This window comes from Streptosporangium minutum, from assembly GCF_002149035.1.
GTDB lineage: Bacteria > Actinomycetota > Actinomycetes > Streptosporangiales > Streptosporangiaceae > Streptosporangium > Streptosporangium minutum.
In genome coordinates this window covers 50,501-70,115 of the sequence record NZ_NGFP01000012.1, presented here as the reverse complement: position 1 = coordinate 70,115, position 19,615 = coordinate 50,501, and the positions used below count along the sequence as shown (strand labels likewise).

Genomic DNA, 19,615 nt, shown 5'->3' with positions numbered 1-19,615 from the left:
GGGCTACAGGGCGTGCAGCGCCAGGCCGACGGTGAACAGCAGGCCGTAGACGAGCTGGAAGCGGCCGGTCTGCTGGAGCGTGGCGATCAGGGCGGGGCCGGTGGCGCCCTGCCTGACGGCCTTCACCGGTCCGATCGCGAGCGGCGTGGCGAGCACGGCCAGCGCCGCGAACGGCTGCCACGGCGTCAGGGCCACCGCGATGACCAGGGGGAGCGCCAGGCAGAGGGTGTAGAGGGTGCGGGTCCGGGTGTCGCCGAGCACCACGGCCATGGTGCGCTTGCCGGCCGGGCGGTCGGTGACGATGTCACGCAGGTTGTTGACCACCAGCATCGCGCAGGCCAGCAGGCCCACCGGGACCGAGGCCGCCAGGGCCGTCCAGGGCAGCCATTCGAGCTGCACGAACGTGGTGCCCGCCACCGCGACCAGGCCGAAGAACACGAACACCGAGATCTCACCGAGCGCGCGGTAGCCGTAGGGCCTGGAGCCGCCGGTGTAGAACCAGGCGGCCGCGATCGACACCGCGCCGACCAGCAGCAGCCACCACGCGCCGGTGGCGACGACCAGGACCAGCCCCGCCGCCGCGGCGGCCAGGAAGCAGCCCAGCGCCGCGGCGAGGACCTCGCGAGGCGACGCCGCCCCCGAACCGACCAGGCGCATCGGGCCGACCCGCTCGTCGTCGGTGCCGCGCACGCCGTCGCTGTAGTCGTTGGCGTAGTTCACGCCCACCTGCAGCGCGAGTGCTACGAACAGGGCGAGCAGGGCCCGCCACCAGACCGCTCCGCCGTACCCGATCGCGACACCGGTGCCGACGGCGACGGGGACGACGGCGGCGGGAAGGGTGCGCGGACGGGCTCCGGCGATCCACTGGCTCGGGGTGGCCATGGTGTTGCGGGTTCCTCTCGGACGTTTGCTGCCGCGGGACCGGGAGCCGGCCGATGGCGGTGGTCCCGGCCGGTGTCCGCGGCTCTGGCTAGCTGATGTCGGTGGCCAGCCGGACCATCCGCACCGGCCGGCCCATGTTCAGGACCCGCTCAGCTCCGTCTTCGCCCCAACCGGCCGATTCCAGGAATCCGAGCGGACCGTGGTTGTCGGCGAACACCCACGTCACGATGGTGTGGTAGCCGTCGTCACGGAGGTAGTCGACCGTCGCGTTGAGCAGGCGGCTGCCGTGCCCGCGCCGGACGTGGTCGGGATCCACCAGGAAGGTGAGCATCTCGGCGGTGGTGGTCGGGTCCAGGTCGGGATCCTCCGCCGGGGCGTGCGAGGCGAGGCCCACCACGCGCTCGGCGCCGCGCATCGCCGCGGCGGCCTCGATGCCGCCGGGACCGAGAGCGGGGAACGCGTCGGTGTCGAGGACGACCTGTTCCACCGCCACCAGCACCCGGTGCCGCGAGGACGGCGGAGTGATGATCGCCTCGTCCCACTGGCGCCGCCACATCTCCTCGGCGGCGGGACCGGTCATCTGCTCCAGCGGTCCCTCGGGAAGGAAATCCCGGTAACCGTATTTCCAGGCGCGGATCTGGGTGCTCGTCACCGCGGCGACATCATCGTGCCGAGCCGCCCGCACGCCTACGTCTGCCATCTCGGCCCGCTCCTTCTCTGCCGTCTGCCGTCGCCTCAGGAAGCGCTGTCTCGTGGGTCTCGTGCCACGCGAGCGGGCATCAGGCGGGTGGATCCCCGAGACAGGCTCCTACACCGTATCGGGGAATCCGACTCAGAGATGACGCGGAGCTGTCTCCGTCTGACGGCGAGCCCGATATGCCCGAGTCTTGGTGCGGTTGCCGCAGACTCTCATGGAACACCAGGAGCGCGAGCGGTTCTTGGACGAGTCGACGAACGCCCACTGACAGGTGCTCTCGGTGCACACCTTCAGCCTCGGCCACATCCCGTCGGCGTACGCGCCCATCACCGCCGCCGTGATCCTGGCCAGCCCGCCGGGCACGCCGGCCGCGACCGGTTCGAGGACGGGGCCCCCGGCGGTCAGGGCGACCCGCAGGGGGAGTCCGGTGAACAGGCGGGGCGGTCCGGGCTCGCGGTCGTCGCGGTCGCGGGTGCGGCCGTCGTGGTTGGCCCGGAGCGCCGCGCGGAGGGCCTCGCGGAGATCGACGGCCAGGGCGAGGTCGTCGTCGCCGGCGGTGTCTCCGGGGCCGATCAGCTCCCGCCTGGCGAGCCACGCGGCCAGCGCGGCGGGAGTGGGGAGGTCGTCGGTCCCGCTCTCGACGTCGTAGCTGTTGACGAAGTCGCACACCAGGTCGGCGGGGTTGTCCATGGTTAGATCACCTCTTCACAACCACTGTATGCCATTAGGGGGTTGTATTCGTTGCGACACCGCCAAAGGATTTTCAATGGTGTTGATCTGGAAGGGGACATGTGGTACCGGGCGTGTCTCGCCTTCCGGGGTCAGGCGGCGTCCAGTGCCGTCGCCAGCCGCCGGACGCCCTCGGCCAGCTCCGGCAGGCGGAGAGCCGCCGAGTGGGTCAGCCGGAGCTGGGGGCCCGGCGGCTCGGCCGGGTAGTAGATGCGTCCCTGGCTCACCATGACGCCCGCCCGCCGGGCCGCCTCCACCACGGTCTCCTCGTCCCGGTCGGGCGGGAGCCGTACCCACAGGTGCAGGCCGCCCCGTGGGAGGAGGTGGATCCCGGCGGCGGGCATCCAGGCGGTCAGCGCGGTGGCGAGCGCGTTCCTGCGGGCCGCCAGCTCGGCGCCCAGCCCGGCCAGGTGGCGCGGCCAGGCGGGCGAGCCGACGAACTCCAGCGCCGTCTCCTGCAGCGGCCTGGCGACGAAGAACGACTCCACGACCTGGCTGGCTCTGAGCCGCCGCGCGGCCGGGCCGCGGGCGACGACTCCGGCGACCCGCATGCTGGGCGACAGGACCTTGGTGAGGGAGTTGACGTGCACGACCGTGCCGTGGGCGTCCAGTGAGATCATCGACGGCGGGACCGGCTCCGTCGCGAAATACCTGGCGTAGTCGTCCTCGACGACGAACGCCCCGGCCGCCCGGGCGATCGCGAGCACCTGCCCGCGCCGTTCGAGGGACAGGGTCGCGCCGGTGGGGTTGTGCAGGGTCGGCTGGCAGAAGAAGACCCGCGCGCCCGTGACGGCGAAGGCCTCCGCGAGGAGCTCAGGTCGCACCCCGTCGCGATCCATGGGTACGGCCGTCGGGCGGAGTCCGGCGGCCCGTGCGGCGGCGAGCGCGCCCGGATAGGTCGGCGTCTCGACGAGGATCGGGGTGCCCGGGGCGGTGAGGGCGCGGAAGGCGTGGGTGAGGGCGGACTGCCCGCCGCTGACCACGAGGGCGTCCGAGGAGGTGACGTCGCCCCCCGCCTCCTGCGCGAACCAGCCGCGCAGCTCCGGAACGCCGCTCAGCGGCGGCAGCGCCCAGACGTCCGGGCGGCGGAGCGCGCGGGTGGCGGCGGCTGACAGGGCCTTCGCGGGGCGCAGGGCCGGGTTGAGGTAGCCGCCGGTGAGCGGGATGACGTCGTCCGGCGGGGGAGTGAGCAGGCCGCTCACCTCCGCGTCGTCCACCACCCGGTCGCCGAGCGCGACCGTCTGCCAGGACAGGTCCGCCGCGCCGCCGACCCGGGTGACCGCGGGGGCCACGTAGGTCCCGCTGCCCGGCCTGGTGATCACTCGACCTTCCGCGGCAAGCCGGGCAAGTGCCCGCGACACGGTCACCGGGCTCACGCCGTGGAGCCGCACCAGCTCCCGGCTTGATGGCAGCCTGTCCCCGGGGCGCAGCCGCGCCGTCTCCTCACGGATCACGGTAGCCAGACGGACGATACTGCTATCGTCATTCATGAATGATAAGGATAGCGCTATCGTCTCAGGTCGAGTAGCGGTCGGCACGCCCGCCGGGAGCGCGGCGTCCTCCGGTACGGCGTGGCGGGGGACCCTGCTGGCCGGTCTCGGGGTGCTGTCGTTCTCCGGGTCGTTCCCGGCGACGGTCTTCGCGATGGAGGGGTTCGACCCCTACCTCGTGGCGATCGGGCGAGCCGTGATCGCGGCGGTCCCGGCGCTGGTCTTCCTGGTGGCGGCCAGGGGGCCGTTGCTGCCGCCCAGATCCCACCTCCGGTCCTATCTCGTCATCGTGGCCGGGGTGGTCTTCGGCTTCCCCGTCTTCAGCGGGCTGGCGCTCGACGCCGGGGCCGGCGCCTCCCACGCCGCGGTGGTCATCGGGCTCCTTCCCGCCGCCACCGCCGCCTGCGCCGTCCTGCGCGGAGGGGAGCGGCCGAAGCCGGTGTTCTGGGCGGCCTGCGCCCTCGGAGCCGTCTCGATCACGGCCTTCACCCTCAGCCGGGACGGCGGCCACGCCACCGGAGCCGACCTGCTCCTCGTGGGGGCGCTGCTGTCGGCCGCGGCCGGCTACACCGAGGGCGGCCGCCTGGCCCGCGAGACGCCCGGCTGGAGGGTGATCTCCTACGCCCTGGTCGTCGCCGTCCCGCTCACCGTCCCCGCGACGGTCGCCCTGGCGCTGACCACGGACGTGCGGCCCACCGCGACGTCGCTGGCCGGGTTCGCCTACGCGGGGCTGATCTCCATGTTCCTCGGTTTCATCCCCTGGTACGCGGGACTGGCCGCGGGCGGGATCGCGCGCGCCGGGCAGACCCAGCTCGCCCAGCCGCTGCTGACGCTGCTGTGGGCCTGGCTCCTCCTCGACGAGCGGTTCGGCGCGGTGACCGTCGCGGCGGCGCTCGCCGTACTGGTGTGTGTCGCCATGAGCCAGCGGGCACGCTCTTGAAAGATGTGACATCCGAGCGCAGGATATGAGCTGTATCTGTCACAAAAGGGGTGGATCATGGCGGACCTGTCGATTCCCGAAGGCGGCTTCTGGCCCGCTCCGGAGATCCCTCAGCCGAACATCTATCCGATGGAGTGGCGGGTCGAGACAGGCAAGCTGGCGGCCATCTACGAGAAGTCCAAGCGCACGGTCTGGAACCCGGCCGACCTGCCCTGGGACGGCCTCGACCCCGGCGACTTCACCGTCGAACAGCGGCTCGGGATCATGTACTGGTTCTCCGTGCTGGCCAACTTCGACGCCTCGGGCCCGGCCGTCTTCGCCCGCGCCACCATCCAGGCGTTCGAGAAGCACGAGGAGGACCCGGTCCGCAAGTGCTTCTTCTCGATCACGCGTGACGAGATGAACCACGAGGAGTGCTGCCAGCGGACCATCGCCCGGCTCTGGCCGGGCGGGCCGCTCGACTGGGTCCCCGCCACCGACCTGGAGAGGGCGGCCCACAACAACATCGGCTGGCTCTACCACAACGGCGGCCGCTACTGGACGGGCTACAGCGGCGCCGTCGGCAAATACAGCCTGCCGGTGCTGTTCACCAGCTTCATGATGGGCGAGATGGCCGCCTCCACCCTGTTCCGCGGCATGGCCACCGGCACCGAGCACCCGGTGTTCAGCGAGATGTTCCACCGCATCGGCCGCGACGAGTCGCGCCATCTCCAGATCTGCATGACCATCCTGGAGAACGAGTGGCCCGGCCTCACCGACGACACCCGCTCGCTGATCACCCGCCAGCTCCGCGCCGGGTTCGTCTTCCTCTCCATGATCCTCTGGGAGCCGCCGGGCGGCTTCTGGGAACTGCCCCCCTACTTCCTGCACAACCACCGCGTCCTGATGGACCACGCCCGCGACGCCGGGCTCGGCGTGCTCTCCTACGAGGAGCAGGCGGAGAACTGGCGGGTCGCCATGGCCCGGATCCGCGCCATCGTGGAGCGCTGGGGGATCGAGTTCCCGGCCATCCCCGAACTCGACATCGAAGGCGTCGAGGTTGACTTCCTCGACCCCGAAGACATCATCCCGGTGTTCTGACCCCGGCGGGACGACAGGGAAGCGCCCCGGGCCGGCTCCATGACCCACTCCGACGCGGAACCGCCGCCGCCACCCGCGCGCGGGGCCGCCTCCGCAGCCTCACCGGCGGGAGGCGACCCGCGACGGTGGAGCTACGTCGTCCTGGTCTTCCTGACCCTGGGGGCGGGCGCGATGGACGGGGTCGCGTTCCTGGCGCTCGGAGGCGTCTTCACCGCCAACATGACCGGCAACCTGATCCTCGTCGCACTCGTCGGCGGGGAGAACTGGCAGATCCGGGTGATACGTTCCGGCCTCGCATGCGTGATCTTCTCCATCGGGGTCTTCATCGGCTTCAAGGTGCCCGACCGCGGCCGGGGGAACGAGTCGTGGCCCCTGGCCGTCACCCGCCTGCTCTGGATCTGCCTCGCCCTCCACGTCGTGTTCCTCATCGGCTGGATACTCTGCGACGCCGAACCCGGGCACTCCTCGACGCTCCTGCTGATCGCCGTGGCGTCCTGCGCCATGGGCCTGCAGGCCGCGGCGGCCCGGCGCGTCAACGTCGCCGGCATCACGACCACCTTCGTCACCGGCACCCTCACCTCGCTGCTGCAGTCGCTGGCGTCGCGCAGGACCGCCGACGCCCTCCGCCGCGCGGTCATCGTCCTGGCTCTCGCCGCCGGCGCGCTCTGCGCGTCGCTGGTGGTGCACCTCGCACCGCTCTGGGCGGGCGCGGTGCCGCTGCTGTTCACGATCTTCGCGCCCGTCACCGTCGTGACCCGCCTGCGCCCGCGGAGGGCACGGCGCCCGCCCACCGGTACGGCTGGCTGATCCGGGTCCCGGCCGCGGGGAGGCCTGCGGCGGTGCCGAGAACCGGTGGGCGGCCGGTCAGCCGGCGGTGGTGCCGGGAGCCGGGAGGTGGCCCGGTCAGCCGATGGCGGCGCTGAGAGCCGGCAGGTAGCCCGAGGACTGCCCGCGCCGGTTCGGGTGGTAGGACTGCCAGGTGTTCGTCGGCATGATGCGGGTGATCCATTCCCGCTGGATCCCGCCGGGAGCGCACACCCCGTGCCCGGCGAAGGCGTCGCGCACGTCCACGTAGCGGAAACCGGCGTTCTCGGCCTGCTCCCGGATGACCGTGTTGATGTGGTCGGCGAGCAGGTTCATGCGGTCGCGCCTCCATTCGGCGACGCCGCAGCCGAACGGGTGGCCCGGCTCGAACAGGTGCGGGTAGCCGGAGACCAGGACCTCCGCCGCCGGGGCGGCGTCACGGATGGCGCCGTAGGTCCAGGCGAGCTTGCCGGGCAGCCTCTGGTCGACGAACCGCCCGGCCTCGTCGAGGACGCGGTTGCAGTCCTCGGCCTCGCTGCCGACCACGACGCAGTTGACGACGGCCGCCTCGAAACCGGCGTCGTTGCCGCCGATCGTGACGGTGACCAGGGTGGTGTCGCCGTCCAGGGCGTCGGGGACCTGCCGCGCCACCACATCGTCGGTCACCGCCCCGCCGCACGCCTCGTACCTGAAACCGTCGGGACGGTTGGCGCGGGCCCACAGGATCGGGTGGGAGTTGGCGCTGCGCCGGCACAGCCCGCTGTCGGGGTCGTAGTCCCCGGCGCCGGAACCGGAGGAGAAGGAGTCGCCCAAGGCCGCGTAGTTCACCTGCGTCGCGGCGGGCCGGGCGGTGGCCGGGACGGCACCGGTGCCGGTGCCGAAGGTGATCAGCGGGACGGTGACGAGGGCTGCGAGAAGCTGGTGGCGCACGGTTTCTCCTGTGGCTGATGCGACTGAACGTAACGATAAGCAATGTATTCGTCACCCTGTGTGGCGTCGCCTGGGCGCGCGGGCGGAGCCCACCGCCGTCCCGGTCGGCCCGGCCGGTGCCCGCTCCCCGGTCCCCGTGACGCGCTCCGGCCCGCGCGGTGCCCCCCTGTGGAACCGGTCCGTAGGCGTCGTGCCCGGTTTCACGGCGGGACCGCCGTTTCCGCGACGGGACCGCCCGGGAGGTGTCCCTCAAGTGATGACTCGACCCACAATGGGGGGCCGGAGCACCAGCCTCCGGTCCCGCCGGTCACGAAGTACGGAGGCGGGAGCCGTTCGGTGGCACAGGGAGGACATGTCGTGGGTGGAAGTCTCGCGGTGGGAGACGTGGTCGAGGATTTCGAGCTTCTCGACGAGACCGGGACGTCACGGCGGCTCAGTGACCTCGTGGCGGCGGGGCCGGTGGTGCTGTTCTTCTACCCGGCCGCCATGACGTCGGGGTGCACGGCGGAGAGCTGCCACTTCCGGGACCTGGCGGCCGAGTTCGCCGCCGTGGGGGCGACCCGGGTCGGGATCAGCCGCGACGCGGTCGACCGCCAGCGGCGGTTCGCCGACACCTACGACCTGGGCTTCCCCCTGCTGTCGGATCCGGACGGCGCCGTCGCCCGGCAGCTCGGCGCCCGGCGCAACATCGCGGTGGGGCCCTTCCTCACGCGCCGGATGACCTTCGTCGTCGACGTGGACCGCCGCCTCCTGGAGGTGATCCACAGCGAGACGAGCATGCAGGCCCACGCCGATCGGGCCCTGGAAGTCTTGCGGTCGCGGACCGGAGCGTGACCGGACAGGGGGAGTGGCGTCTTTTCGCGTAGAGGTCCCGGGACGACCCGCGGTGTAATCGTGGCCTTGTGACGGAGACGCTGAGGTGAGACAGCGAAACTCTCCGGAACCGGCAGGAGCCCGCATGGTCACCCTGGGATTTCTCATTCCGCTCGAAGCCAAGCTCGGCAAGGAGGCCGAGGTGGAGAGCTTCCTCAGGGAAGCGCTCCCGCTCGCCGAGGCGGAGCCCGCGACCACCGCCTGGTTCGCGATCCGCATGAGCTCTTCGCTCTACGCCATCGTCGACTTCTTCCCCGACGAGCCGGGCCGCGAGGCCCACCTGCAGGGTGAGATCGCCAAGGCCCTGACGGAGCGGGCCCCCGATCTCTTCGAGAAGCCTCCGAACATCATCAAGATCCAGGTCATCGCCGCCAAGCTGCCGGACTAGCGTGGCGGCGGAACCGCGGGACCCGTCCGACCCGGCCGGGGCGGCCGCTCCCCCGGCGAGGACCCGCCCGCCGGGATCGGCGCGGCCCTTCGGGAATCCGCGCCCTGCATCCGACGAAAGCCCCGTCAGGTCGGCACCTGAGGGCCTGTCCCGGCGATCGACCCTTTAGTCTCCAAGGCATGGCGAGCCTTCCAGACCGGGATCCGCGGGAAATACGAGCCGCTGACCGCGACCGCGACCAGACTTCCGCAATTCTCCGCAACGCGGTCGGCGACGGCCGGCTGACCATGGACGAGTTCGAGGAAAGGCTGGCGGCGGTCTACACCGCCAAGACCTACGCCGACCTGGAACTGCTCACCGGCGACCTGCCGGACATCTCCCGCTCGACGGCCACGCCGAGCTCCATCGATTATGACCCGGACGCGCCGACCAGCGGCGTCGCCGTCGGGATCATGAGTGGCTTCAAGCGCGCCGGCCGCTGGCGGGCCCCCCGGAACTTCACCGCCCTGGCCTTCTGGGGCGGCGGCAAGATCGACCTCCGTGAGGCGGTGTTCACCGGGCGGGAGATGAAGATCCGGGCGTTCGCCGTCATGGGGGGTGTCGAGGTCGTCGTGCCCGACGACGCCGAGGTGTTCGTGACCGGGCTCGGCTTCATGGGCGGGTTCGGCCATGAGGCGAGCGGGGTCGGCCGGCCGGGCGCGCCCCGGATCGTGGTGACGGGGTTCGCCTTCTGGGGCGGGGTCGAGGTCAAGCGCAAGGCCCGCAAGAAGAAGAGCAGGTAGCGAGCGGCCCGCCGACGCGGGCCTTCTCCGCGTGCCGCGGGACGAGGCACGGACGGATCGCACCTTCACGCCCGGCCGACGAGTTCGGAGAGCCGGTCATGGTGCCCGCCGCCGAGGAGGAGCGACCGCTACGGTTCAGTGGCCGGCTCGTGGTCAACCCGGCCGCCCCGGAGCTCGACGGGCTGGACAGGAGCCTCGGCATCCACTCCGGCTTCGCCGTCGACGTCTGCTCGCTCACCCCGGCCGCTGCGCCTGAACACCGGAAGATGGACGGCGAGGACCTCGCCTCGGTGACCTTCGGCGTCCAGTCCGATCCGGACGCCGGATAGCGGCTCCGTGCTCAAGCCGTCCAGCGGCTCATGACGGGGTCCGCGATGACGCGGACCGGCAGGCACAGGGTCTGACCATCCACCCTGAACAGCTCGTCGCGGGAGTCGAAATAGCCTAGATCGGCCAGTACGTGGCCCGACAGGTCGCACGCCGTGCAGGTGACACCGTCCCAGTCCACGGCGGTGCGGGCGACCGCGTCGAAGAGCGTCTCGCCGTCGGTGTTGGTGAACCGGCCTCCCGCCCGCAGGGTGCCCAGGTCGCCGTAGAGCTCCGAGACGGCCGTCCACCGGCCGTCGAGAAGGAACTCCGGCCAGGCGAGCACCACCTGGCGGGGGATCAGCGCCCGCAGCCGGGGAAGCGCGGATACCAGAAGCGTCCCTCCACCAGCAGTCCTCTGACCCGGCTGGCGATCCCACAGGCCCGCGCCACGGCCTCCAGGAGCGCCAGCCGCTGGCTGCACGACCCACGCCCCAGGGCGAGCGTCCTGGAGACAGGCTGCCCTTCGTTCATGGCGTACACCGGGCGCACCCGTGCGGCGATGAGCCGGTGGGCCGTGATCAGCAGATCCCGGCCCGTCCCGGCGCCCGGGTCCTGGACTCCGGCCGCCAACTCCAGGACCCGGGGATGCTCCCAGTCGAGGATGGGCGTGGCCGCCAGCCCGCCTCCGGCCGTCGCCCGGCGGGCAGCTGCGGCGCGACGGCGCCGTGATGGTGAGGGCATCGGCTCCATTTCATGATCGTGTCTTCGGTCCATGATGCACCCGGTGACGCCCGCCGCGCGTGCCGGTGCCCGGGTCGGGCATGCCCGACCGGCCGGCTACCGCGGGCGCACCGTACGGAAGAACCGCCGGATGTCCGAGATCAGCAGATCCGGAGCCTGGAGCGACGCGAAGTGCCCGCCGCGGGGGAACCGCGACCAGTGGGTGATCGTGTTCGACAGCTCCGCCAGCCCGCGGATCGCCCGGTCGCCGAGGAAGTTCGCCACGCCCGTCGGAACCGGTGAGGGCACGGGACGCCGGCCCCACGCCTCCGAACACCACGGCGGCGGGCCAGGTGGCAGGGGCCGAAGAGGCTTCGCTGCGCGCTCTGACCAGGATCGAGCAGGTGCTGCCGTCCCGGTTGCGGCACCAGGTCGCCGCGCTGAAGGGCGCGGTGGTCGCGATGTCGCCGGGGAACGGATCCACCGTGGAGGTGGATGGCAAGGATCTCGCCTCGGTGGCATTCGGCGTCCAGTCCGATCCCGGGGACGGATAGCGCTTGTGCTCGCCGATCTCCGTGATGGCAGCCGGGACCCGGTGGCTCACTCTCACCCGCATGCGACATGCAAGGCTTCGGCGGCTCCGGTGAAGAGCGGCAGAAGCTGCTCTGTCTCCGGATGCGGGATGGATTCCCATGGGTATGAAGCCGAGCTCGTCTCTTCAGCGCCCTTCGGCCCAGAGTCCGTCGAGGATGGGCCCGATGCACTCGGTGCCGGCGAGCGTCCGCTCTCGCTCCGCCTCGGTCGCGGGAGGGGGGAGTTTCGCGGAGTCGGGCCACTTCTCGGGCTGTGACACGTACGTGCCGCGATGGGGCACCGTGTAGACCCATCCCTGTTCCCGGAGAAGGCCGACCGCGCGACGCACCGTCTCCCGGGCGACACCGTGCTGCTGCATCAAAGTGCTCTCGCTCGGTATGGGGCGTCGGGGTTTGAGATCACCGTGTCTGATGCGGCGGACCAGGTCCTTGGCGATCACCTGGTAGAGCGCTGTCCTCTGCGGTTCACGCCGGGTCTTACCGGCCGGGCCGACGAACGTGCCCTCGCCCTGTGCCGTATGGATGAGACCCTCGTCCCGGAGCACTCTGATCGCTCGCCGGGCAGTCGTCCTGGCGACGCCGAACTCGCTTCGCAGCTCGGTCTCACTCGGTACGGCGTCGCCGGGAGCGAGCCGACCTGCCAAGATGCGCCGCCGAATGGCGTCGGCTATCTGAACGTACAGATGGGTGTCGCCCTCGTGATCCAGCACAGCCACACGGTAGTGGGGCGGTCGGGGAAATGGAGTGGTGAACCGCACCAATTGATATGGGTGGTAGACCTATGGTGACTGCTTTGCGGGCATCTTGGTTATTTTGTCGGTCGGGGCCAGCTCTCGGCGGGTGACACGTACGTGCCGCGATACTCCACGGTGAACACCCATCCCTGATCGCGCAGGAAGGCCATCGCCTGGCGCACCGTGGCTTTCGCGACGCCGTGCTTGCGCATCAGCTCTTTCTCGCTGGGGATGCGCCGGTTCGGCAGCAGTTCACCCGCCTCGATCCGGCTTTGAATCCCTGCCGCGATCTGCTGGTACACCGGAATCTGATCGGCCGGCCTCGGAGTTCCCGGCTCGCCGACGAAGGTGCCCTCTCCCTGGATCGTGTAGGCGAGTCCCTGCTCGCGGAGTTCGCGGGCGACCCGGCGTGCCGTCGTCTTGGCGATGCCGTACTCGACCTCAAGCTCGGCCTCGCTGGGCACGGCTTCGCCGGGTCCGAGATCACCGGCCGCGATGCGCGTGCGAATCATCTCGGCGACCTGCTTGTACACCGGTACTGGGCCCTCACGGTCAAGCATGCTCTGCATGATAGACCAAAAGGTACGTCTAGCCAGAAACCAGACGTCTGATCGACTAATGAATACGTGTACTAGACCATTGGAATTAAGGTGAACTATGATCCTTGAGTGATCGGCCAGAAGTGAGGGGTGAACGGTGGTCGTGGCGTGGGGGGAGCGGCATCACGGGCACCATCTTGCGCCGTTGCAGGCGACGCATGAGGTGATCGACTGGCGGCCGGAGGTGCCGAGGGCCGATCGGGTGAGGGTGAAGGAGCACACCTGTGACTGCCGGGCGACCTTCTACGAGCTGTGCCGGGCGGGTGGGTTGATGTTCGTACGGCGGACGCACCGGCTGAGAGGAGTGGTGACCGTGCACGAGGCGCCTTGGGTGCTCTCCAAGGAGGTGGAGGCGTTGTGGCTCCGCCTGCTGATCGGCAGCGCGCGTTGACCACCCGGCAAGCACGTTCGGTGGCGGGGCGAGTGCCCCTCCGTCCGGGCATCCCATAGCTCCCTGCCTCTCCGATGGGCCATGACGGTCGGGGAGGCAGGGCGGTGGTCCCGCATCCGTTGAAGGGCGGATGCTGGACCACCATCCAAGCTCCCGGCGGGCATCTCTTCCCCACCGCCCGCCGGGTCTCGCTCCCGGCGGGCCATCCCATGAATCCGCCCGCCGGGAGCCGACGGTGGTCCCGCGCCAACCGGGTGGCGCGGGACCACCGGCAAGAGAGTCCCGTCGAGGGAGCCGCTGCCAGGCGAGGCACCGTCAAGAGAGCCACGGTCAAACGACTTGCAGCCGGGCGAGCCGCCGCGCGGGGAGTCACTGTCGAGCGAGCCACGGTCAAACGACTTGCAACTGGGCGAGCCACTGTCAGGCGGGAGTGCCGTCAGGTGGAGGCCGCCTCAGGCGGCGATGCGGCGCCAGGCGGTGTCGGTGACGATCACGTGGTCGAGGAGGCGGAGGCCGACGGTCTCGGCGGCCTCGCTGAGACGGGCGGTTACCTCCAGGTCGGCCGGACTGGGGTCGAGGGAGCCGCTGGGATGGTTGTGGGCCAGGCCGAACGAGGAGCCGCCGGAGGTGAGGACGGTGGTGATGATCTCGCGGACCGGGGCCGGGGCGTGGTCGCTGCCGCCCTCGCTGACGATCGTCTTGCGGGTCACCGCGCCGGCCGGGTCGCAGACCACCACGACCACGCGTTCGTGGCTGAGGCCGCGCAGGAGCGGGGAGGCGACGGCGGCGAGGTCTCCCGAGCAGGTGATCCGGCGGCGCTCCGGCTCCGACTGTGCCTGCCGTACGAGGTGGAAGGCGGCGATGACCCGGGCGGCCTTGGCCGGGCCGATGCCGGGGACCGACATCAGGCGGTGGGCGTCGGAGCGGGCCAGCCCGCGCAGGTCGCCGCAGTGGGCGATCAGATGGGAGGCGAGCTCGACCGCGTTGGTGCCCCGGCTTCCCGAGCCGATCAGCAGGGCGAGCAGCTCCCGGTCTGCCAGGGCGGTCGCGCCATTCGACAGGAGCCGCTCGCGCGGCTGGTCGTTGGGTGGCATGTCCTTGACGCGCAATCGGCACCTCCGGCTCGGGAAACCAGGTCGGTTCTACCAGGGCGCACCGACAGTCCGGCCTCGGGCGCCCGGATGCCCCCGGGCGGCGATCCGCTGGTGAAGGATGTCACCGTTCACGTCCAGGACGGCCGGACGTCCTCGGACGGGGTCCGTAGGTGGGGGCCTCGTTCCTGCCCGCCCGTCATTCCCGTCCGCCGTCCGCCGTCCGCCGTTCGCCCGTCGTTCGTGCGTCGGCCGTGTTCCCGTCCGCCGTTCGCCCGCCCGCCGTGCGCGGGCGGGCGACACGGTCTCGACGCTTGCCTCGGCCGTCGCGGTCACCACCGGACCGCGTCTGATTGTGATGCACATCACAATCTAGGCTGGCGAGAACCCGTGGCGATCCCGTCGGCTACCTACCAGGCAGATCCGGCACGACAAGGGATCACCACGTAGCACGGGCTGAGAAGCCCTCCGCGAAGGAGTCGCCATGCGCAAGAAGACGATCGCCGTGATCCTCGGGGCGAGCTTGACCGCCGGGGTGCTCGGGCTGGGCGCCGGCGGTGCGTTCGCCGGTGACAAGGCCGGCACGACCGGTGTGACCGGCACGACCACAACCGAGGTGGCTGCGCCGCGGCCGCCGAAGGGCGCCAGGGCGGTCGTCCAGGTCAGCCCCAACCCCACCGCCAGGCGAGGTGAAGAGGTGACGATCACCGGCCACTGCGGCGGAGGTAAGAAGCTCAACGCCGTGTTCAGCGGGTTCAGCGGCAGGCCGGTGCTGAAGAACATCCGCATCATCGACGACAACCCGGACGGATTCGTGGCGAAGGCGACCCTCTCCCGCGAGATCGGCAACGGCGTCGGTCCCGTTTTCGTCGACTGCGGCGGCGAGGCGGGCGTGACCCTCCTGGTCACCCACGTCTGATCCGGACCTTCCTCCGTGAGCCCCTGGGCAGGCCCGATGGCCCCGAGGCTCCGGTGGGTCACGGAGCGGTCCGCCGGTGACCGTCCTCGCCGACGCGGCTGCCGGGGCCGGAGCCGGAGCCGGGGAGGCCTCAGCCGGAGGCCAGTGCCCGGTCCAGGGCGTCGAAGGAACGGTTCAGCAGGGCGATGTGGTCGTCTATGACGTCATCGAAGCGTTCGCCGGCGAGGATCCGGCGGGCGGTGATGATGTAGGTCGTGCGGTAGGCCGAGACGGCCAGCCCCGCCGTCACCCGGGGCCACGGATCGCCGGGGCCGGCCCCCGAGGCCTCGGCGAACAGCACGCCGAGCAGGTTCTCCAGCCCGTCCACCAGCTCCCTGGCCCGTGCCTGCAGCGACGGGGAGTCCAGGATGACCTGCCAGAAGAACTGGTAGCCGTCACCGACCCCCCCGAGGGGGTGACGCCGCTCCAGGAGGTCCAGCAGCAGACGGCGCAGCGCGGCCGGCGGCTCCTCGCCCTCGGGGCGCTCCCGGACCGCCCGGGTGATCAGCTCGGCGGCCTCGGGGAACCGGTCGAGGAAGAGGTCCTCCTTCCGGGGGAAGTAGTTGAAGACCGTCTTCGTCGAGACGCCGGCCGCCTCGGCCACCTCGGCCACCGTGACGTTGTCGAACCCATACCTCATGAAGAGGCCTGAGGCCACATCCGAGATCAGTTTGCGGGTCTGCAGCTTCTTCCGCTCGCGGAGTCCAGGCTCGTTGCTCACAAAATTACTATAGTTGATAAAAATTTATAGTTGAAGTAAGTTTTTAGCGACGGTAGATATTTCGCCAGGAGGTGTGGCATGTCGTACGACGTCGACGTGGTCGTGGCCGGGGGCGGTCCCGTGGGGTTGATGCTGGCCTGCGAGCTGCGGCTCGGTGGCGCCTCGGTGGTGGTGCTGGAACGGCTGACCGAGGTGGACCCCACCATCAAGGCCGGGTCGCTGAACACGCCCAGCGTGGAGGCGCTCTACCGGCGCGGCCTGCTGCCCGGCCTTCAGAAGGCCCAGGAGGAGAACCTGGAGCGGTTCGCCGCGTTCATGCGGCAGCGGCTCCCCGAGGGCAAGCCCGCCAAGGCGCCGCCGAGGTTCGCCGGTCACTTCGCGGGGATCACGCTCAGTGCCGACCGGCTCGACCCGTCCGACCCCGACCTGAACGGACACGGCCCCGCCGATCTGGTCGGCATGGTCGGTCAGCAGCAGCTTGAGGTCCTCCTCGCCGAACGCGCCGCCGATCTGGGAGCCGAGGTACGCCGGGGCGTGGAGCTGACCGGTTTCGAGGCCGACGACGACGGGGTGACCGTCGCGACGGGCAGGGGGCCGGTCCGAGGGCGCTGGCTGGTCGGCTGCGACGGGGGCAGGAGCATGGTCCGCAAGCTCGCCGGCTTCGACTTCCCCGGCACCGGCCCGGAGATCACCGCCCATCAGGCCATGGTGGAGATGGAGGGCGCCGAGGCGCTGGGGGCGGGCTGGCACGCCACCCCCACCGGCGTCTACGCGCACGGCCCGATGCCCGGCCGCATCCTCACCGTGGAGTTCGGCGGGGCCCCCGCCGGCCGGGACACCCCCGTCACCGCCGATGAACTGCAGGCGTCGATCAGGAACGTCAGCGGGGCCGACGTCGTCGTGACCGGCGTCAAGACCGCGACCCGGTTCACCGACAACGCCCGCCAGGCGACCACCTACCGGCTCGGACGGGTGCTGCTGGCCGGCGACGCCGCCCACGTCCACTCGCCCTTCGGCGGCCAGGGCCTGAACCTCGGCCTCGGGGACGCGGTGAACCTCGGCTGGAAGCTCGCCGCCACCGTGCGGGGGTGGGCGCCGGAAGGGCTACTGGACACCTACACCGCCGAACGCCACCCAATCGGCGCCTGGGTGCTGGACTGGACGCGCGCCCAGATCGCGCTGATGCGCCCCGACCCCCACGCCAGAGCGCTGCGCGAGGTGGTGACCCAGCTGACGGAGACCGTCGCCGGGACCACCCACTTCGTCAAGAAGATCTCCGGGGTCTGGCAGCGCTACGACCTTCCCGGCGGCCACCCGCTGGTCGGCGGCAGCGCGCCGGATCTCGAACTGGCCGACGGGTCCAGGCTCGCCGACCACCTGCACGGGGGCGGGGCGCTGTTGCTGGACCCGGCCGGAGAGCTGCGGGGCCCGGCATCCGGCTACGACGACCGGCTGAGGGTGGTCGCCGAGGACCTCCCCGGCCGGGCCGGGCTGGCGGGACTGCTCGTGCGGCCCGACGGCGTCGTCGCCTGGGCCGCCGACACCGGCCAGGTGGACTTCGGCGCGCTGGAGGCGGCCCTGTCCGCATGGCTCGGCGCGCCCGCCGTGGCGGGCGCCGGTGCGGGAGCGGCGCGGGCGTCGGCCTGAGCGTCTCCCGGATCCTGCGAAGAAGCCGGTCCGGGCCGCTCAGGGCTGTAGGGAGTGGGCGTAGACCAGGCGGAAGCGGTCGCCGGGGATGACGATGTCGCTGGTCTCGACCGGGCGGTCGCCGGCCCAGTGGGTGCGCTCCACGTGCAGGACGTGGACGCCCGCGGGGAGGGCGAGGGTGTCGCTCTCGGCGGGCTGGGGGACGCGGGTGTAGACCTGCTCCACTATCTCGGTGACCTTGACGCCGAGGGCGGACAGCCGGGCTACCAGACCGCGGGAGCTCTCCTCGGCGGGAGGCTCGCTGAACTCGGCGGGCTCGTAGGAGGTGGCGAGCTGGACCGGCCTGCCGTCGCCCCGGAAGACGTAGTGGGTGCGGGTCACCGGGGCGGAGTCGTCCAGGCGCAGGCGCTGGGCGATGTCCGGGGTGGCCTCGGCGGGCTCGGCCCGCCAGTCCCAGGTGGCGCGGGCGCCCTGCGACTGGATGTCGGCTCCGAAGGGGGCGTGGTGGTCGTGGAAGCGCCAGCGGTGCAGGGGGAGCAGCACCGGGCGGTCGCGGACGTAGTGGCCCGAGCCGACGCGGCCGACGATCAGGCCCTCGGCCGCGAGCACGCGCAGCGCGTGGCGGGCGGCCGTCTCGCCCACGCCGTACTTGCGGGTGAGCTGGGCGCGGGAGGGGATCGGCGCGCCGGGGGGAAGGGAGCCGTCGACGATCTGCCGGCGGATATCGGCGACGACGCGCAGGTAGACAGGATCGGAGGTTGCCACGTGTCCATCCCTGGGTTCGACAGGCGTCGTCCCATCCTGTCGTATTCGATGGGCAACTCAGGGTAATGGCGGCAATTTGGAGCTCCAACTTTGGGGTGCTCTGAAAAGCGGCTGAAAATATCTCAGAGACCGTGTAACGCCCGCGTAAGCGCCCGCGATTCAACGGTAGAGGCCGCCGATGTGTGTACCCCCGAGCACATATCGGCGGCTTCTTTCATGTCCGGGAAATGATGATCATGTTAAAAATGGACATAAATCCTCTTACTTCTTTTTTGCTCACATATGGAACATTTGGTGGTCTCTGTCGCCCGGGTGGCGGCCGTACCCGCCCGGAGGCGGCCCGACGCCGCCGGACGACGCGGCGTATCCGCCTTTACGGCATGTGACGAGGTGTCTCGGGAGGGTTTTCACCCTTCGGTCCGAAGGTGCACTGAGGCTAGGCGGGGTGGCGGGGTCCACCGTTTGGGTGGATCCGGGTACCGTTCGGTCTATGGCAGCGCCAACTGGAACCTCCGACGCACCCTTCGGCCGCATGCTGACCGCCATGGTCACGCCGTTCACCGATGACGGCGCGGTCGACTACGAGGGGGCGCAGCGCCTTGCCACCTACCTGGTGGACGAGCAGCGCAACGACGGCCTCGTCGTGAGCGGCACGACGGGTGAGTCCCCGACCACCTCCGACGACGAGAAGGAACGCCTCCTGCGCGCCGTCGTCGAGGCGGTCGGCGATCGCGCCGCCGTCGTGGCCGGAGCGGGCAGCAACGACACCCACCACAGTGTCGGGCTGGCCCGCGGCGCCGAGCGCGCGGGTGCCCACGGCCTCCTGCTGGTGACGCCGTACTACAGCAAGCCGCCGCAGGAGGGGCTCTACCGCCACTTCACCACCGTCGCCGACGCCACCGGCCTGCCGGTCATGCTCTACGACATTCCCGGCCGCAGCGGCGTGCCGATCCAGACCGCCACCCTTGTACGGCTCGCCCGTCACGAGCGGATCGTCGCGGTGAAGGACGCCAAGGCCGACCTGTTCGCCGGGTCGCAGATCATGGCGGCCACCGACCTGGCGTTCTACTCCGGTGACGACACGCTCAACCTGCCGTGGCTGTCGGTCGGCGCCGCCGGGTGCGTCAGCGTCGTCGGGCACGTCGTCGGCGCGGAGATCGCCGCGATGATAGGGCTGTACCGCTCGGGCGACGTCTCGGGCGCGCTCGCCGTCCACCGCAGGCTGCTCCCGGTGATCTCCGGGATCATGACGCAGGCCGGCGGTGTGATCATGGCGAAGGCGGCGCTGACCCTGGTGGGGCGATCCGTGGGACCGGCGCGACTGCCACTGGTGGAGGCCACCGAAGAGCAGGTCGCGCGGCTGAGAGAAGACTTGATCGCGGGCGGCGTGAAGCTGTCCGACGGGGTTGTTTCATGAGTAGGAACGTCGCGACCGGCATCGGTCGCAGTGGGGAGGAACGGGAGTTTGAACAACAGAGGAAACAACGGTCCG

Annotated in this window: 25 protein-coding genes; 12 read left to right on the top strand and 13 right to left on the bottom strand. The window is 70.9% G+C overall.

What is annotated here, in order from left to right; all coding sequences use genetic code 11:
* Positions 1 to 3 precede the first annotated feature (3 nt).
* The 4 genes from CA984_RS04775 to CA984_RS04760 all read right to left on the bottom strand — a co-directional run bounded on the left by CA984_RS04775 (position 4) and on the right by CA984_RS04760 (position 3,798).
* On the bottom strand, positions 4 to 882 hold the full coding sequence (locus tag CA984_RS04775) for a 1,4-dihydroxy-2-naphthoate polyprenyltransferase (RefSeq protein WP_086568557.1): 879 nt from the start codon (positions 880 to 882) through the stop codon (positions 4 to 6).
* Between the two features lie 88 nt (positions 883 to 970).
* Entirely contained in the window at positions 971 to 1,582 is a 612-nt protein-coding gene (locus tag CA984_RS04770; RefSeq protein WP_012888873.1) for a GNAT family N-acetyltransferase, read from the bottom strand.
* A gap of 132 nt (positions 1,583 to 1,714) precedes the next feature.
* Positions 1,715 to 2,269: a CGNR zinc finger domain-containing protein gene (locus tag CA984_RS04765; protein ID WP_086568555.1), complete on the bottom strand. Its 555-nt coding sequence runs from the start codon at positions 2,267 to 2,269 to the stop codon at positions 1,715 to 1,717.
* A 131-nt stretch (positions 2,270 to 2,400) separates the two neighbouring features.
* Complete coding sequence (locus tag CA984_RS04760) at positions 2,401 to 3,798, bottom strand: aminotransferase-like domain-containing protein (RefSeq protein WP_242675734.1); 1,398 nt, start codon at positions 3,796 to 3,798, stop codon at positions 2,401 to 2,403.
* Here CA984_RS04760 and CA984_RS04755 point away from each other — a divergent pair.
* Genes CA984_RS04755 through CA984_RS04745 form a run of 3 tightly spaced genes read left to right on the top strand, consistent with a single transcriptional unit; the run spans position 3,797 to position 6,625 of the window.
* Positions 3,797 to 4,738: a DMT family transporter gene (locus CA984_RS04755; RefSeq protein ID WP_086568551.1), complete on the top strand. Its 942-nt coding sequence runs from the start codon at positions 3,797 to 3,799 to the stop codon at positions 4,736 to 4,738. The genes CA984_RS04760 and CA984_RS04755 overlap by 2 nt on opposite strands.
* Before the next feature lie 57 nt (positions 4,739 to 4,795).
* Positions 4,796 to 5,818 (top strand): hypothetical protein, encoded by a 1,023-nt coding sequence (locus CA984_RS04750; protein WP_086568549.1) that lies wholly within the window; start codon positions 4,796 to 4,798, stop codon positions 5,816 to 5,818.
* A gap of 39 nt (positions 5,819 to 5,857) precedes the next feature.
* Positions 5,858 to 6,625 carry a YoaK family protein gene (locus CA984_RS04745; RefSeq protein WP_086568546.1) on the top strand — a complete coding sequence of 256 codons (768 nt, stop codon included), beginning with the start codon at positions 5,858 to 5,860 and terminating at the stop codon, positions 6,623 to 6,625.
* A gap of 96 nt (positions 6,626 to 6,721) precedes the next feature.
* Here the strand turns inward: CA984_RS04745 and CA984_RS04740 are convergent, their stop codons facing one another.
* Entirely contained in the window at positions 6,722 to 7,552 is an 831-nt protein-coding gene (locus CA984_RS04740; protein ID WP_242675733.1) for an SGNH/GDSL hydrolase family protein, read from the bottom strand.
* Between the two features lie 357 nt (positions 7,553 to 7,909).
* Between CA984_RS04740 and CA984_RS04735 the strand changes: the two genes are divergently transcribed.
* From CA984_RS04735 to CA984_RS04720, 4 genes are all read left to right on the top strand, one after another.
* A complete protein-coding gene (locus tag CA984_RS04735) occupies positions 7,910 to 8,386 on the top strand; it encodes a peroxiredoxin (protein WP_031163057.1) in 477 nt (158 codons plus the stop codon).
* Positions 8,387 to 8,510: 124 nt separating this feature from the next.
* Positions 8,511 to 8,813, top strand: coding sequence for a putative quinol monooxygenase (locus tag CA984_RS04730; protein WP_086568543.1), 303 nt, complete (start codon positions 8,511 to 8,513; stop codon positions 8,811 to 8,813).
* A gap of 179 nt (positions 8,814 to 8,992) precedes the next feature.
* Positions 8,993 to 9,595, top strand: coding sequence for a DUF1707 SHOCT-like domain-containing protein (locus tag CA984_RS04725; protein ID WP_086568541.1), 603 nt, complete (start codon positions 8,993 to 8,995; stop codon positions 9,593 to 9,595).
* Between the two features lie 98 nt (positions 9,596 to 9,693).
* Positions 9,694 to 9,924: a hypothetical protein gene (locus tag CA984_RS04720; RefSeq protein WP_086568538.1), complete on the top strand. Its 231-nt coding sequence runs from the start codon at positions 9,694 to 9,696 to the stop codon at positions 9,922 to 9,924.
* Positions 9,925 to 9,935: 11 nt separating this feature from the next.
* On the opposite strand, the gene CA984_RS47025 is transcribed toward CA984_RS04720, so the two are convergent.
* The 3 genes from CA984_RS47025 to CA984_RS04710 all read right to left on the bottom strand — a co-directional run bounded on the left by CA984_RS47025 (position 9,936) and on the right by CA984_RS04710 (position 10,909).
* On the bottom strand, positions 9,936 to 10,250 hold the full coding sequence (locus tag CA984_RS47025) for a hypothetical protein (RefSeq protein ID WP_207620734.1): 315 nt from the start codon (positions 10,248 to 10,250) through the stop codon (positions 9,936 to 9,938).
* An 11-nt stretch (positions 10,251 to 10,261) separates the two neighbouring features.
* Positions 10,262 to 10,645: a transglutaminase-like domain-containing protein gene (locus CA984_RS47020; RefSeq protein ID WP_207620732.1), complete on the bottom strand. Its 384-nt coding sequence runs from the start codon at positions 10,643 to 10,645 to the stop codon at positions 10,262 to 10,264.
* Positions 10,646 to 10,741: 96 nt separating this feature from the next.
* Complete coding sequence (locus tag CA984_RS04710; RefSeq protein ID WP_242675732.1) at positions 10,742 to 10,909, bottom strand: hypothetical protein; 168 nt, start codon at positions 10,907 to 10,909, stop codon at positions 10,742 to 10,744.
* A gap of 14 nt (positions 10,910 to 10,923) precedes the next feature.
* Here CA984_RS04710 and CA984_RS49175 point away from each other — a divergent pair, with 14 nt between their 5' ends.
* A complete protein-coding gene (locus CA984_RS49175; protein WP_086568536.1) occupies positions 10,924 to 11,178 on the top strand; it encodes a hypothetical protein in 255 nt (84 codons plus the stop codon).
* Positions 11,179 to 11,342: 164 nt separating this feature from the next.
* Here the strand turns inward: CA984_RS49175 and CA984_RS04700 are convergent, their stop codons facing one another.
* Both CA984_RS04700 and CA984_RS04695 read right to left on the bottom strand, forming a co-directional pair.
* On the bottom strand, positions 11,343 to 11,927 hold the full coding sequence (locus tag CA984_RS04700) for a GntR family transcriptional regulator (RefSeq protein WP_086568534.1): 585 nt from the start codon (positions 11,925 to 11,927) through the stop codon (positions 11,343 to 11,345).
* A 98-nt stretch (positions 11,928 to 12,025) separates the two neighbouring features.
* Positions 12,026 to 12,511 carry a GntR family transcriptional regulator gene (locus tag CA984_RS04695; protein WP_086568563.1) on the bottom strand — a complete coding sequence of 162 codons (486 nt, stop codon included), beginning with the start codon at positions 12,509 to 12,511 and terminating at the stop codon, positions 12,026 to 12,028.
* 184 nt (positions 12,512 to 12,695) lie between these two features.
* On the opposite strand from CA984_RS04695, the gene CA984_RS04690 reads away from it, so the two are divergent.
* Complete coding sequence (locus tag CA984_RS04690; protein WP_242675731.1) at positions 12,696 to 12,941, top strand: hypothetical protein; 246 nt, start codon at positions 12,696 to 12,698, stop codon at positions 12,939 to 12,941.
* Between the two features lie 452 nt (positions 12,942 to 13,393).
* On the opposite strand, the gene CA984_RS04685 is transcribed toward CA984_RS04690, so the two are convergent.
* A complete protein-coding gene (locus CA984_RS04685; RefSeq protein ID WP_242675730.1) occupies positions 13,394 to 14,035 on the bottom strand; it encodes a JAB domain-containing protein in 642 nt (213 codons plus the stop codon).
* Between the two features lie 481 nt (positions 14,036 to 14,516).
* On the opposite strand from CA984_RS04685, the gene CA984_RS04680 reads away from it, so the two are divergent.
* Entirely contained in the window at positions 14,517 to 14,951 is a 435-nt protein-coding gene (locus CA984_RS04680; protein WP_086568527.1) for a hypothetical protein, read from the top strand.
* A 130-nt stretch (positions 14,952 to 15,081) separates the two neighbouring features.
* Here the strand turns inward: CA984_RS04680 and CA984_RS04675 are convergent, their stop codons facing one another.
* Positions 15,082 to 15,711, bottom strand: a complete 630-nt coding sequence (locus tag CA984_RS04675) for a TetR/AcrR family transcriptional regulator (protein WP_086568525.1) — start codon at positions 15,709 to 15,711, stop codon at positions 15,082 to 15,084.
* A 78-nt stretch (positions 15,712 to 15,789) separates the two neighbouring features.
* On the opposite strand from CA984_RS04675, the gene CA984_RS04670 reads away from it, so the two are divergent.
* Entirely contained in the window at positions 15,790 to 17,358 is a 1,569-nt protein-coding gene (locus CA984_RS04670; protein WP_086568522.1) for an FAD-dependent monooxygenase, read from the top strand.
* Between the two features lie 39 nt (positions 17,359 to 17,397).
* On the opposite strand, the gene CA984_RS04665 is transcribed toward CA984_RS04670, so the two are convergent.
* Positions 17,398 to 18,123, bottom strand: a complete 726-nt coding sequence (locus CA984_RS04665) for a GntR family transcriptional regulator (protein ID WP_086568520.1) — start codon at positions 18,121 to 18,123, stop codon at positions 17,398 to 17,400.
* A gap of 490 nt (positions 18,124 to 18,613) precedes the next feature.
* Between CA984_RS04665 and dapA the strand changes: the two genes are divergently transcribed.
* On the top strand, positions 18,614 to 19,540 hold the full coding sequence (gene dapA / locus CA984_RS04660) for a 4-hydroxy-tetrahydrodipicolinate synthase (protein WP_086568517.1): 927 nt from the start codon (positions 18,614 to 18,616) through the stop codon (positions 19,538 to 19,540).
* Positions 19,541 to 19,615: the final 75 nt, after the last annotated feature.

Bases quoted from the DNA above. Each gene is read 5' to 3' on its own strand.
- CA984_RS04765 (WP_086568555.1), bottom strand. From the start codon at position 2,269: ATGGACAACCCCGCCGACCTGGTGTGCGACTTCGTCAACAGCTACGAC.
- dapA (WP_086568517.1), top strand. From the start codon at position 18,614: ATGGCAGCGCCAACTGGAACCTCCGACGCACCCTTCGGCCGCATGCTG.
- CA984_RS04770 (WP_012888873.1), bottom strand. From the start codon at position 1,582: ATGGCAGACGTAGGCGTGCGGGCGGCTCGGCACGATGATGTCGCCGCG.
- CA984_RS04775 (WP_086568557.1), bottom strand. From the start codon at position 882: ATGGCCACCCCGAGCCAGTGGATCGCCGGAGCCCGTCCGCGCACCCTT.
- CA984_RS47020 (WP_207620732.1), bottom strand. From the start codon at position 10,645: ATGCCCTCACCATCACGGCGCCGTCGCGCCGCAGCTGCCCGCCGGGCG.
- CA984_RS04730 (WP_086568543.1), top strand. From the start codon at position 8,511: ATGGTCACCCTGGGATTTCTCATTCCGCTCGAAGCCAAGCTCGGCAAG.
- CA984_RS04755 (WP_086568551.1), top strand. From the start codon at position 3,797: ATGAATGATAAGGATAGCGCTATCGTCTCAGGTCGAGTAGCGGTCGGC.
- CA984_RS04680 (WP_086568527.1), top strand. From the start codon at position 14,517: ATGCGCAAGAAGACGATCGCCGTGATCCTCGGGGCGAGCTTGACCGCC.
- CA984_RS04760 (WP_242675734.1), bottom strand. From the start codon at position 3,798: ATGAATGACGATAGCAGTATCGTCCGTCTGGCTACCGTGATCCGTGAG.
- CA984_RS04725 (WP_086568541.1), top strand. From the start codon at position 8,993: ATGGCGAGCCTTCCAGACCGGGATCCGCGGGAAATACGAGCCGCTGAC.
- CA984_RS04745 (WP_086568546.1), top strand. From the start codon at position 5,858: ATGACCCACTCCGACGCGGAACCGCCGCCGCCACCCGCGCGCGGGGCC.
- CA984_RS04685 (WP_242675730.1), bottom strand. From the start codon at position 14,035: ATGCCACCCAACGACCAGCCGCGCGAGCGGCTCCTGTCGAATGGCGCG.
- CA984_RS04720 (WP_086568538.1), top strand. From the start codon at position 9,694: ATGGTGCCCGCCGCCGAGGAGGAGCGACCGCTACGGTTCAGTGGCCGG.
- CA984_RS04695 (WP_086568563.1), bottom strand. From the start codon at position 12,511: ATGCTTGACCGTGAGGGCCCAGTACCGGTGTACAAGCAGGTCGCCGAG.
- CA984_RS04670 (WP_086568522.1), top strand. From the start codon at position 15,790: ATGTCGTACGACGTCGACGTGGTCGTGGCCGGGGGCGGTCCCGTGGGG.
- CA984_RS04750 (WP_086568549.1), top strand. From the start codon at position 4,796: ATGGCGGACCTGTCGATTCCCGAAGGCGGCTTCTGGCCCGCTCCGGAG.